This window comes from Halomonas tibetensis, from assembly GCF_042643535.1.
GTDB classification, from domain to species: domain Bacteria; phylum Pseudomonadota; class Gammaproteobacteria; order Pseudomonadales; family Halomonadaceae; genus Halomonas; species Halomonas tibetensis.
Genome location: NZ_JBHRSQ010000019.1, coordinates 26,691 through 39,324 on the forward strand (window position 1 = coordinate 26,691; position 12,634 = coordinate 39,324).

11 protein-coding genes and 2 tRNA genes are annotated in these 12,634 nt (G+C 62.0%); all 13 read right to left on the bottom strand.

The window, feature by feature from the left end; all coding sequences use genetic code 11:
- Window positions 1-59 precede the first annotated feature (59 nt).
- The 13 genes from rpsO to ftsH all read right to left on the bottom strand — a co-directional run bounded on the left by rpsO (window position 60) and on the right by ftsH (window position 12,585).
- The gene (rpsO, locus tag ACFODV_RS14025) at window positions 60-329 is read right to left on the bottom strand and encodes a 30S ribosomal protein S15 (protein ID WP_379760491.1); all 270 of its coding nucleotides are present in this window, start codon (window positions 327-329) and stop codon (window positions 60-62) included.
- Between the two features lie 78 nt (window positions 330-407).
- Window positions 408-1,325: a tRNA pseudouridine(55) synthase TruB gene (gene truB / locus ACFODV_RS14030; protein ID WP_379760493.1), complete on the bottom strand. Its 918-nt coding sequence runs from the start codon at window positions 1,323-1,325 to the stop codon at window positions 408-410.
- Window positions 1,325-1,807: a 30S ribosome-binding factor RbfA gene (gene rbfA / locus ACFODV_RS14035; RefSeq protein WP_379760495.1), complete on the bottom strand. Its 483-nt coding sequence runs from the start codon at window positions 1,805-1,807 to the stop codon at window positions 1,325-1,327. The genes truB and rbfA overlap by 1 nt, the downstream gene beginning before the upstream one ends.
- An 18-nt stretch (window positions 1,808-1,825) precedes the next feature.
- Window positions 1,826-4,375 carry a translation initiation factor IF-2 gene (infB, locus tag ACFODV_RS14040; RefSeq protein ID WP_379760497.1) on the bottom strand — a complete coding sequence of 850 codons (2,550 nt, stop codon included), beginning with the start codon at window positions 4,373-4,375 and terminating at the stop codon, window positions 1,826-1,828.
- 89 nt (window positions 4,376-4,464) lie between these two features.
- A complete protein-coding gene (gene nusA / locus ACFODV_RS14045; protein WP_379760499.1) occupies window positions 4,465-5,955 on the bottom strand; it encodes a transcription termination factor NusA in 1,491 nt (496 codons plus the stop codon).
- 143 nt (window positions 5,956-6,098) lie between these two features.
- A complete protein-coding gene (gene rimP, locus ACFODV_RS14050) occupies window positions 6,099-6,560 on the bottom strand; it encodes a ribosome maturation factor RimP (RefSeq protein WP_379760501.1) in 462 nt (153 codons plus the stop codon).
- A 246-nt stretch (window positions 6,561-6,806) separates the two neighbouring features.
- Window positions 6,807-6,883, bottom strand: a tRNA-Met gene (locus ACFODV_RS14055).
- A 125-nt stretch (window positions 6,884-7,008) separates the two neighbouring features.
- Window positions 7,009-7,095 (bottom strand) — tRNA-Leu (locus ACFODV_RS14060).
- Window positions 7,096-7,125: 30 nt separating this feature from the next.
- Window positions 7,126-7,485 carry a preprotein translocase subunit SecG gene (gene secG / locus ACFODV_RS14065; protein WP_379760503.1) on the bottom strand — a complete coding sequence of 120 codons (360 nt, stop codon included), beginning with the start codon at window positions 7,483-7,485 and terminating at the stop codon, window positions 7,126-7,128.
- Between the two features lie 4 nt (window positions 7,486-7,489).
- Complete coding sequence (tpiA, locus tag ACFODV_RS14070) at window positions 7,490-8,239, bottom strand: triose-phosphate isomerase (protein ID WP_379760505.1); 750 nt, start codon at window positions 8,237-8,239, stop codon at window positions 7,490-7,492.
- 67 nt (window positions 8,240-8,306) lie between these two features.
- Window positions 8,307-9,662 (bottom strand): phosphoglucosamine mutase, encoded by a 1,356-nt coding sequence (gene glmM / locus ACFODV_RS14075; RefSeq protein WP_379760507.1) that lies wholly within the window; start codon window positions 9,660-9,662, stop codon window positions 8,307-8,309.
- The gene (gene folP / locus ACFODV_RS14080) at window positions 9,662-10,513 is read right to left on the bottom strand and encodes a dihydropteroate synthase (protein ID WP_449271900.1); all 852 of its coding nucleotides are present in this window, start codon (window positions 10,511-10,513) and stop codon (window positions 9,662-9,664) included. The genes glmM and folP overlap by 1 nt, the downstream gene beginning before the upstream one ends.
- An 89-nt stretch (window positions 10,514-10,602) precedes the next feature.
- A complete protein-coding gene (gene ftsH / locus ACFODV_RS14085; RefSeq protein ID WP_379760509.1) occupies window positions 10,603-12,585 on the bottom strand; it encodes an ATP-dependent zinc metalloprotease FtsH in 1,983 nt (660 codons plus the stop codon).
- Window positions 12,586-12,634: the final 49 nt, after the last annotated feature.

Genomic DNA, 12,634 nt, shown 5'->3' on the forward strand with positions numbered 1-12,634 from the left:
CAAAAACAAAACGGGCAGCCCGAAGGCTGCCCGTTTCTCTACCGCGTGGGGTGCGTCGCTTAGCGGCGCAGACCCAGACGCTGAATCAGCGCCTGATAGCGCTCGAAATCCTTGCGCTTCAGGTAGTCCAGCAGCTTGCGGCGCTGGTTGACCATGCGGATCAGGCCACGACGGGAGTGGTGATCCTGCTTGTTGGTCTTGAAGTGATCCTGCAGGCCATCGATGTTGGCGCTCAGCAGGGCAACCTGCACTTCGGGAGAACCGGTATCGTTTTCGACACGACCGAAATCGTTGACGATAGTAGCCTTCTGTTCGGCGGTAAGTGCCATCTTTCTCTCCAGTAAGCAATATGCCTGAATGATGTATGTGTGAGACCACGCATATTTGCAGTCTCGGGCGTTTCTCCCTTAATCGGCTGCGGTGCTCAGCAGCCGTTTCGGCGCCACCTCCTGTGGCCCCATAACCGCGCCGAGGCCCAGGAAGGCCCCGCCACAGTAGAGTCTTGCCGTCTCGCCAGTGTCAAAAGCCGATGCATCGACTTGGCCCACCTGGCCATAAGCCAGGCTGACGGCGGTCTCTGCGTCCACATCGAGTCTCGGCAGATGCGCAACCAGCACGTCGACGGGCATCAACATCGCCTCACGAGCGGCCTGATCGGGCAGCGCCTCCAGAGCCTCAAGCGTCAGCAAGCCCTGCCCCGTGAAGGGGCCTGTCTCTAGGCGGCGCAGCGCACTGATGTGCGCCCCGGTGCCCAGTGCCCGGCCGATGTCCTCGGCCAGGGTGCGCACATAAGTGCCCTTGCTGACCTTCACGTGGAGCTCGAAGGCCTCGCCCTCGAAGTCAAGAAGCCGCGCATCATACACCGTCACACGCCGAGCTGCACGCTCGATCGACTTGCCTTCACGCGCCAGCTCATAGAGCTTGCGACCCTCATGCTTGAGCGCCGAATACATGGGCGGCACCTGATCGATCTCGCCAAGGAAGCTCTCCAGCACACCTTCCACATCGGCAGCGGCAAGGTTCGGTACTGCAGGCCGCTCGACCACCTCACCCTCGGCGTCGCCGGTGTCGGTCACAGCGCCCAGTTCGACTCGGGTGCGGTAGACCTTGTCCGCGGCAAGCAGATGGGCTGAAAACTTGGTCGCCTCACCGAAGCAGACCGGCAGCAACCCGGTGGCCATGGGGTCGAGGGTGCCGGTGTGACCGGCCTTCTGGGCCTGAAACAGCCGCCGGGCACGCTGCAGCGCGTGGTTGCTGGACAGACCCTTGGGCTTGTCCAGCAACAGCACACCGTTCACCGGTAAGCCGCGACGCCGACGCGCCATCAGTCGTACCTGCTGTCGCTGCCGGGCTCATCACTGGCGGTTTCATCGTTGCCAGTCTGTTCAGTACCTTGGTCGGCGCGCTCATCCAGGCCTTCACTACCACCACTCTCATCGCCTAGCCGGGAGCGGTCGCTGGCGACCGCATCCTGAATCAGCGAGGAGAGGCGCTGTCCCCGCACCACGCTTTCATCGTAGTGAAAGCGCAGCTCGGGCACATGGCGCAACTTGATGCGCTTGGCAATCTGGCTGCGAAGAAAACCCGCGGCCTGCTTGAGAACCTTGAGGTTCTCCTTGATTTGTTCCGGAGTGTCCTCGCCCAGCAGGGTCACGTGGACATCAGCATAGCCGAGGTCACGGCTGACCTCGACACCGCTGACAGTCACCATCCCCAACCGCGGATCCTTGATCTCGCGCTGGATGAGTACCGCCAGCTCCTTCTGGAGCTGCTCGGCTACCCGGTCTGTTCGCTTGAACTCGCGCATGAACGACTCCTCGAGCCTTTAGAGGGTACGCTCGACCTTGATCTGGTCGAAGACCTCGATCTTGTCGCCGACCTGGACATCGTTGTAGTTCTTCACGCCGATGCCACACTCCATACCGTTGCGCACTTCCTGGACATCGTCCTTGAAGCGGCGCAGCGACTCGAGCTCGCCTTCGTAGATCACCACGTTATCGCGCAGCACACGGATCTTCTTGTTACGGAAGACGCTGCCCTCAACCACCATGCAGCCAGCCACGGCGCCGATCTTGGGCGCACGGAAGACATCACGAACCTCGGCAATGCCGATGATCTCTTCCTTCCACTCCGGCGCCAGCATGCCCGTCATCGCCTGCTTGACCTCGTCGATCAGCTGGTAAATGACGCTGTAGTAGCGCAGATCCAGGCCTTCACGCTCGATGATCTCGCGGGCGGCGACATCAGCACGCACGTTGAAACCGACCACGATGGCTTCGGAAGCCAGCGCCAGATTGGCATCGGTACCGGTGATGCCGCCCACCCCGGAGGAGACGACGGCCACCTCCACTTCGTCGGTGGAGAGCTCTTCCAGTGCGCCCTTGATCGCTTCCAGCGAGCCCTGGACGTCGGCCTTGAGAACGACGTTGACCTTGGCCACCTCGTCCTGACCCATCTGGCTGAACATGTTCTCCAGCTTGGCCTTCTGCTGACGCGCCAGGCGTACCTCGCGATACTTGCCCTGACGGAAATTGGCGACCTCGCGGGCCTTTTTCTCATCGGCCACAACCATGAAGTCATCACCGGCGTCCGGGGTACCGTCGAGGCCCTGGATCTCCACCGGCATGGCCGGCCCAACCTCGTCAACCTGCTTGCCGAGCTCGTTGGTCAAAGCACGCACGCGGCCGTAGTGCAGGCCGGCGAGCACGATGTCGCCTTTCTTCAGAGTGCCGTTCTGGACCAACACCGTGGCAACAGGGCCGCGGCCCTTGTCCAGGCGCGACTCCACCACCACGCCCTTGCCAGGCGCTGCAGGCACCGCCTTCAGCTCGAGCACTTCGGAGACCAGTTGGATGGCTTCGAGAAGATCATCGATGCCGTCGCCGGTATGTGCGGAGACTTGCACGAACTGAGTGTCGCCGCCCCACTCCTCGGAAATCACGCCGTGCTGGGAGAGCTCGTTCTTGATCCGGTCCAGATCAATGCCCGGCTTATCGATCTTGTTGATCGCCACCACCATGGGCACTTCGGCCGCCCGAGAGTGCTCGATCGCCTCGATGGTCTGGGGCATCACGCCATCGTCTGCGGCCACCACCAGGATGACCACGTCGGTGGCCTTGGCACCGCGAGCACGCATGGCGGTAAACGCCGCGTGGCCCGGGGTGTCGAGGAAGGTCACGCCACCGTGGTTATCCTCAACATGGTAGGCACCGATGTGCTGGGTGATACCGCCAGCCTCGCCGGTAGCGACCTTGGCCTTGCGGATGTAGTCAAGCAGCGAGGTCTTGCCGTGGTCGACGTGACCCATGACGGTGACCACCGGTGAACGAGTGATCTCATCGCCCTCATAGGAGATACCTTCGAGCATCGCGGTCTCGAGGGCATCATCCTTGATCAGCTTGGCCTTGTGACCCATCTCCTCGACCACGATGGACGCGGTGTCCTGATCGATGGTCTGGTTGATGGTTACCGCCGCGCCCATGTTGAACATGGCCTTGATGACTTCGTTCGCCTTGATCGACATCTTGTCGGCCAGGTCGGCGACGCTGATCGACTCGGGGATGGAGACCTCGCGAACGATCGGCTGAGTCGGCTTCTGGAAGCCGTGCTTGCCGCCACCCGGGGAGCCACCGCGACGACCGCCGCGACGCTCGGCACGCTTGACCTTCTTGCCACCACCACGACGACGCTCATCGCGATCGTCATCGTCGCGCTCGTGACGCCCCTTCTTGGCGGCAGTCTTCTTGGGCGGTGCGGTACGACGATCGGAACGACCCTCCTTGGGTGGCGCAGGCTGATCGTTGCCGGTCGGCTGCTCCACCAGTTCCGGCACCGGAACCCGCGGCTGGGTGACGACCTTCTCGGCTTCGAGCTTGGCCGCCGCCTCGCGAACGGTTTCCTCCGCGGCGCGCGTCTGTTCCTCGGCGGCACGCGTCTGTTCCTCGGCGGCGCGGGTCTTGGAGACCTCCGCATCGCGCGCTTCCTGCTCAGCCTGAGCCTGCTGGGAGTCGGCCATATCACCGACCAGCTGGCGCGGCCCGGCATCTTCTACCGGCTCCGGCGGAACGTCGTCCTCGGCGCGCTTGACGTAGGTGCGCTTCTTGCGTACCTGCACCTCGATAGTCTTGCCCCGCTCGCCGGTATTGATGCGGCTACGCGTCTTGCGCGTCAGGGTGATACGGTTTTTCGGCGCCGCAGCGCTGGTATCCCCACCGTGACTCTTGGTGAGGTGATCCAGCAATTGACGCTTATCCTCTTCGGACACCGCATCGCCTTCAGACTTGTGGCCGAGACCGGCCTCTTTCATCTGTTCCAGCAGACGGGGCACGTCGCGACCCACCTTCGCTGCAAAATCTTTAACGGTCATCTCTGACATTACGACCCTCCTGAGCCCGTGACCCCAATTCTGTTCGCTTTCGAATACTGTTGCCCGGCCAGTCGGTGCCGGGCTTGGCGCATTGCGCGCTATTCTCCTTCGAACCAGGGCGCACGGGCAGTCATGATCAGTGCCGCGGCGCGCTCCTCGTCCATCCCTTCGATGTCCAGCAGGTCATCGACGGACTGTTCGGCTAGATCCTCCATGGTGACGATTGCCCTGCTGGCCAGGATAAAGGCCAGATGGCGCTCCATACCGTCCATTTCCAGCAGGTCGTCGGCCGGCTGTGCCCCGTCGAGCGCCTCCTCGGAGGCGATGGCCAGGTTAAGCAGTTCGTCCTTGGCGCGGGTCCGCAGCTCTTCTATGGCCTCTTCGTCGAACTCTTCGATCTCGAGCATCTCTTCCACGGGCACGTAGGCGATCTCCTCCAGAGAGGTAAAGCCCTCCTCCACCAGCAGGCGTGCGACATCGTCATCGATGTCCAGATGCTGGATGAAGTGCTCGACCAGGCTGTCGATCTCCTGGTCGCGCTTGGCCTCGGCGTCGCCCTCGGTCATGACGTTGATCCGCCAGCCGGTGAGCTCGGAAGCCAAGCGTACGTTCTGACCGCTGCGGCCGATGGCCTGGGCCAGGTTATCTTCGGCAACCGCCACATCCATGGCGTGAGCGTCCTCATCGACAAGGATGGAAGCGACATCCGCCGGCGCCATGGCGTTGATCACCAGCTGGGCGGGGTTGTCGTCCCACAGCACGATGTCCACGCGCTCGTTCTGCAGTTCGGAGGAGACCGCCTGCACACGCGAACCGCGCATGCCCACACAGGCTCCTACCGGATCGATGCGGCGATCGTTGGTCTTGACGGCGATCTTGGCTCGGGAACCGGGATCACGGGCAGCGCCCTTTATTTCGATGAGCTGCTCGGCGATCTCAGGAACCTCGATGCTGAACAATTCGATGATCAGCTCCGGACAAGTACGCGAGAGAATCAGCTGAGCGCCACGCGCCTCGGGGTCCACCTTGACCAGCAGTGCACGAACCCGCTCGTTCATGCGGTAGCGCTCGCCGGGGATCATCTCACCGCGGGGCAGGAATGCCTCTGCATTTTCACCCAGATCGATGATCAACCCGTCGCGCGTCGTCTTCTTGACAATGCCAGCAACCAGCTCGCCCTCGCGATCAGTATAGAGGCGCACTACTTCCGCCCGCTCGGCTTCGCGAACCTTCTGCACGATGACCTGCTTGGCGGTCTGGGCAGCAATACGGCCAAAATCGGCGTTATCGATCTTCTCCTCGACCACATCGCCCAGCGCCAGAGGCGGGTCACGACGCTCGGCATAGGTGAGCTTGATCTCGTGGTCGGGGCCGTCGAAGTCGTCGTCTTCTACAACCGTCCAGCGTCGGAAGGTCTCGTACTCTCCGGTGCGGCGATCGATATGCACCCGCACGCTGGCTTCCTCGTCCTCGAATCGCTTGCGGGACGCACTGGCCAGGGCCGCTTCAACGGCCTCGAAGATCACCTCGCGGGGAACTCCCTTTTCGTTGGAGATCGTTTCAACGACCGCCAGAATCTCTTTGCTCATGCCATTGCCTCGCCAGAAAACCTGTCCTCGAGCCTCATGCTCATCCAGCCGTTCCGACCGGTGGCCTGGTCATCAACCGTGATCATGAAACTTGACCATCAATACTGACCATCAGACCTGAAAATAAAACCCAGTCATCCATCCTAGTCATCGAACCGTGGCACCACCTGTGCCTGGTCGATGCTGTCGATCGGAAAGCAATACTCCTCACCCTCGACCTGGAGCAGCACTTCATCGCCCTCGACACCGGCCAGCAGGCCCTGGAACTTGCGCCGCCCGTCGAAGGGCGCCCGCAACTTCAGCACCACATCGTGGCCGCGATAGCGATCGAAATGATCGAGGGTGTAGAGCGGACGATCAATCCCCGGAGAGGAAACCTCGAGACGATATTCGCCACGGACCGGATCCTCGACGTCGAATATGGCACTCACCTGGCGGCTGATGCCGGCGCAATCGTCGACGCTGATGCCATTCTCATGATCGATATAGATCACCAGACGGGAGTGCTTGCCGTGGGATAGAAAGTCGATGCCCCACAGTTCGAAGCCCATGGCGGTGACCACGGGTTCGATCATTGCGTGCAGTGCAGCATCCTTGATTGCCACGAAAATATAGCTCCTACAGCCGTTGCATCAGGCACCTGGCCGGGAGTAAGCAGGAAAGTCAGGCGGCTGATTGGCGTTACCCGGAACAGCTGCGGACGCTTGACGCCCTGCATGCTGCTAACAAAAAGCCCCTTCACAGGAAGGGGCTTTTACATAAAATCTTTGGACCACTTCGGCGATTCAGCTGCCCCTTCTCTTCGAACCCTAGCTCAACGGCTGCAATTCGAAAGGCGCCTGACCGAAAGATGGTAGCGGGGACCGGATTTGAACCGATGACCTTCGGGTTATGAGCCCGACGAGCTACCAGACTGCTCCACCCCGCATCAATCTAGGTCGGTGATACTACACATCACCAGGACTTTCGTCAAGGCATATCACCGTTATACCAGTACTACTTACTGCTTTCTGAATAACCACTGGCACACAAGGTACGTCGCAATCATTCAGATGGTGCCGAAGGCGGGACTTGAACCCGCACGGCCATAAGGCCACTACCCCCTCAAGATAGCGTGTCTACCAATTCCACCACTTCGGCATCAGGGGATGCTGGAAACTACCAAGCAGACTACTCGTCGCTTCCCTCCAGCACTGGCGCTGCATTATCCACACCTCGGGCACTGTCGTCAAGGGTTGGAACGCTGCGCTGCTGCTCGATCAAGCGTGAATCCGGAATGCCTGCTTCAGGCGCCTGACGCGCCTGGGAGGCATACCAGGCCAGGGTCAAAGAAGTGGCGAAAAATCCCGCCGCTAGTAACGCGGTGCTCTTGGAGAGAAAACCGCCGCTGCCGCGAGAACCGAATACGGTCTGGGAGGCACCGCCACCGAAGGCGGCGCCGGCTTCGGCGCCCTTGCCCTGTTGCAGCAGGACGAGGACAACCAGGGCGATGGCGATCGCCACATGGATCATGAGAATAGCAACTTGCATGGAATCAACCTGCTGACTGACAGATGGCTAGGAAATCGTCGACCTTGAGTGAGGCACCGCCCACAAGGCCGCCGTCGATATCGGGTTGGGCAAGCAGTTCACCGGCGTTACCGGCGTTCATACTCCCCCCGTAGAGAAGTCTCAGCCCTTCGGCCAACTCCCGGTTGTAACTGGCCTGGTAGTCACGAATGCCGGCCATCACCTCTTGGGCCTGTGCCGGCGTGGCGGTGCGACCCGTGCCAATGGCCCATACCGGCTCATAAGCAATCACGACGCACGCGCGCTGTTCAGGCTCCAGGCGGGACATGACGAAACCTACCTGACGCAACACCACTTCCATGGTGCGACCTGCGTCGCGCTCTTCGAGGCTCTCGCCCACGCAGAGCACCGGCGTCAAACCAACGCTGAGGGCGGCAAGCACACGGCTGAAGACCTCCTCGTCTCCTTCGCGATAGAGCTGGCGCCGCTCGGAATGACCCACCAGGACATAGCGAACGCCGAACTCACACAACATGTTACCGCTCACCTCGCCGGTATGCGCCCCGGAATGCACCGGATTAAGCGATTGAGCACCAAGCAGCAGAGAAGTATCGGCAAAGGCGTTCTGCGCCGCATGCAGATAAGGAAACGGAGGAAAAACCGCGACCTCAACCCCCTCGGGTAACTCAGCCTCGGCAAAGGCGCGGCCGAATGCCTCGACCAGTTCGACCGAGCCATTCATCTTCCAGTTGCCGGCAAGCAGCGGAGTACGCATTGACTGTTCTCTTTCAAGGTGGTGCGAAATGGTATAGGAGCGGCCCTGTCAAGACAACCGGCTCCACTCAGGCCAGCAGCGCCTCGACCTCGGCAGCGATGCGTCGCGCCAGGCCGTCCACATCCAGATGGGGGCGCCCTTCCACCATCACCCGGATCAGCGGCTCGGTCCCGGATGGGCGCAGCAGAACGCGACCCTCGTTTCCCAACTCGGCCTCTACTTCGGCTACCGACGCCTGAAGCTCCGCTCGTTCCATAAGCACCGCGGCCTTGCTGCCCGGAGTGAGACGAACATTAACCAGCGCCTGGGGGGCCTTCTCCAGTCCGGAAAGCAGGCGCTGCAGCGACTTCTCCTCACGTACCATGATCGACAGCACCTGAAGCGCCGAGACGATTCCATCGCCTGTGGTCTGCACATGGCCACAGACGATGTGACCCGACGACTCGCCGCCCAGCTGCCAGCCCTTGCTGGCCAGTCGCTCCATGACGTAGCGGTCGCCCACCCTGGCACGCTCAAAGGGAATACCCAGCTGCTCGAAGGCCGCTGCCAGGCCGAAGTTGGACATCAGTGTGCCCACCACGCCGCCACCCAGATCACCGCGGGCGTGACGGTCGCGGGCGATCAGGTAGAGGATATCGTCGCCGTCGATTTCGCGACCGTCGGCATCCACAAGCAATACCCGGTCACCGTCGCCGTCGAAGGCCACGCCGAGATCGGCGCCTTGTTGGATCACCGCGGCACGCAGTGCCGCCGGATGGGTGGAACCGACCTCCTTGTTGATGTTGAGGCCATCCGGACTCGCCCCGATCAGGCTCACGTCGGCACCCAGCTCTCGGAATACGCTGGGCGCGATGTGGTAGGTCGCCCCATGGGCACAGTCCAGCACCACCTTCAGGCCAGTGAGGCTGACCCTATCAGGCACCGTTGACTTGCAGAACTCGATGTAGCGACCCGCGGCATCATCGATGCGCGTCGCCTTGCCCAGCTTGTCTGCCGCCACCGTAGTCAGCGGTTCATCGAGCATCGCCTCGATCTGGGTCTCGACAGCATCGTCCAACTTGGCCCCGGCGGGAGAGAAGAACTTGATGCCGTTGTCGGCGAAAGGGTTATGCGATGCCGAGATGACGATACCGGCATCGGCACGGAAGGTACGGGTCAAGTAGGCGATGCCTGGCGTCGGCATCGGGCCCAACAGGGCAACGTCCACGCCGGCGGCGGAGAGACCTGCCTCCAGAGCCGATTCGAACATGTAACCGGAAATCCTGGTGTCCTTCCCGATCAGCACGCGCGGGTGACGCTTGGTGCCGCGCGCGGCCAGCACGCGACCGGTGGCCCAACCCAGCTTGAGCATGAAATCGGCCGTTATGGGGGGCTCACCGACGGTGCCGCGGATCCCGTCGGTACCAAAATAGCGTCGTGTCATCAGCATCCCTCCTTGAGTACTGCCCATGTCATGTTCACCGCATCTACGCTCGGAGCCACATCATGGACGCGCACGATACGAGCGCCACGCTCCACCGCCAGGGCCGTCAGTGCCAGTCCGCCCGGGAGACGCTCCTCCACCGGACGCTCCAGCACCTTGCCGATCATGCTCTTGCGTGACATGCCCACCAACAGGGGCAACTCGAGTGCCGCCAGCCGTTCCAGACGGTTGAGCAGTCGGAGGTTGTGCTCGACGGTCTTGCCAAAGCCGAAGCCGGGGTCGACCAGCAAGCGCTCGCTGCGCAGGCCGGCAGCCTTGCAGGCAGCGACTCGCTCCGCGAGGTAGTCGGCCACCGCCTCCTCAATGAACACATCATAGCGGGGCGCCTGCTGCATGTCCCGGGGCTCACCCTGGCGGTGCATCAGACAAACCGGCAGACCGGTGCCGGTGGCCGCAGCCAGGGCCCCCTCGCGCTCCAGTGAGCGCACGTCATTGATCATGCCGGCGCCCAGGGCAGCACTCTCGCGCATTACCTCGGGGCAACTGGTGTCTACCGAGACGAGAGCATCCAACTCGCGCACCAGCGCCTCCACCACCGGCGCCACCCGATCGAGCTCCTGCTGAGGCGAGACCTCATCGGCGCCCGGCCGGGTCGACTCACCGCCCACGTCGATGATCGCCGCGCCCTCGGCCAGCATGCGCTCGGCATGACGCAGCGCATCCTCCAGAGCCACGTGGCGGCCGCCGTCGGAGAAAGAGTCGGGGGTGACGTTGAGGATCCCCATGACCCGGGGATAGGAGAGGTCGAGCCGGTGGCGTCCGCAGATCAAAGTGGCTGGAGTCGGGTTCATCATCACTCGGTTGGCTTGTCAAAAAGAGGGTGACCAGAATGGCAAAAGCGCCCCCGCTGGGGGCGCCTGCCTGACGGGAGGGAGCGGGCTCAGGAGCCGGCCGGTCCTCCTAGCGGATCGGAGGGCCGGCGACGCGGCTCGTCGTCGTCCTCCTCATCGCCGTCGATCTGCTCCGACTTGTCGCGGGGGGACTCTGCTCCGGCGTGAGTAGCATCTCCGACGGGCGCTCCACCGCTCGGGTCATCCCAGCCCTCGGGGGGACGCGGATCACGACCCTCCATGATGTCCCTGAGCTGGGTAGCATCAATGGTCTCGTACTTCATCAGCGCCTCGGCCATGGCGTCAAGCTTGTCGCGGTTATCCAAGAGAATCTCACGCGCCTGTTCGTAGCAGCCGTCGATGACCTTGCGCACTTCCTTGTCGAGCCTGGAAATGGTCTCGCCTGACTTGAGCTTGCCGCCCTGGCCGGGACCGCCCATGAACTGGTGCGACTCGTCCTCGTCGTACATGATCGGGCCCATCTCCTCGGAGAGCCCCCACTTGGCGACCATGTTATGCGCCAACTCGGTGGCGCGCTTGATGTCGTTCGACGCCCCCGTCGTGACACCGTTGGGGCCCAGCGTCATCTCCTCGGCGAGACGACCACCGAACAGCGAGCATATCTGGCTGATGATTTGCTGGCGCGACAGACTGTAGCGATCCTGCTCCGGAAGGAACATCGTCACACCCAAGGCGCGGCCGCGAGGGATGATGGTCACCTTGTAGACCGGGTCGTGCTCCGGCATCACCAAACCGATGATCGCGTGGCCAGACTCATGGTAAGCGGTATTGAGCTTTTCTTTCTCGGTCATGACCATGGAGCGGCGCTCGGCCCCCATCATGATCTTGTCCTTGGCCAGCTCAAGCTCATCCATGCCGACCAGACGCTTGTTGCGGCGCGCGGCAAACAACGCACCCTCGTTGACTAGGTTGGCCAGGTCGGCGCCGGAGAAGCCCGGGGTACCGCGGGCAATGAGCATCGGCTTGACGTCATCGGCAAGAGGCACCTTACGAAGGTGTACATTCAAGATGTGTTCACGGCCGCGAATGTCAGGCAGCGGCACCACTACCTGGCGGTCGAAGCGGCCCGGACGCATCAGGGCCGGATCCAGCACGTCGGGGCGGTTGGTGGCGGCGATGACGATGATACCTTCGTTGGCCTCGAAGCCATCCATCTCCACCAGCAGCTGGTTGAGAGTCTGCTCGCGTTCGTCGTTCCCGCCGCCCATGCCGACCCCGCGGGAGCGGCCCACGGCGTCGATCTCGTCGATGAAGATGATGCAAGGGGCCTGCTTCTTGGCCTGCTCGAACATGTCGCGAACGCGGGAGGCGCCTACGCCGACGAACATCTCGACGAAGTCGGAGCCCGAGATCGAGAAGAACGGCACCTTGGCCTCACCGGCGATGGATTTCGCCAGCAGGGTCTTGCCGGTGCCCGGTGGGCCCACCATCAGCACACCGCGAGGAATCGTACCGCCCAGGCGCTGGAACTTGGTGGGATCCCTCAAGAAGTCGACCAGCTCCTCAACCTCTTCCTTGGCCTCGTCGCAACCTGCCACATCGGCAAAGGTGGTCTTGATCTGATCCTGCGAGAGCAGCTTGGCCTTGGACTTGCCGAAGCTCATCGGTCCACCTTTTCCGGCACCCCCACCCTGCATCTGGCGCATGAAAAACATGAAGATCGCCAGGATCAGCAAAATCGGGAAGCTGGCAATCAGCAGACGGGTCCACAGGCTCTGCTGTTCAGGCTCCTTGCCCACCACCGTCACGTTGTTGGAGAGCAAGTCATCCATCAGTTTGGGATCTTCCGCCGAAGGACGGATAGTCTGGAACGATGAGCCGTCGGTGCGCTCACCGCTGATCGTGTAGCCGTCGATGGTGACGCTACGGACCTGCTGATTTTGCACCTGCTGAACGAACTGGGAGTAGTTCATCGACTGAGGTGAGCTGTCGACACTGAAATTGTTGAACACCGTCAGTAAGACTGCCGCGATGACCAACCACAGAATCAAATTTTTTGCCATATCATTCAAGGGACTACCCTCAATATCAGTAATCTGTTGGCCACATATGCGCCTAGCA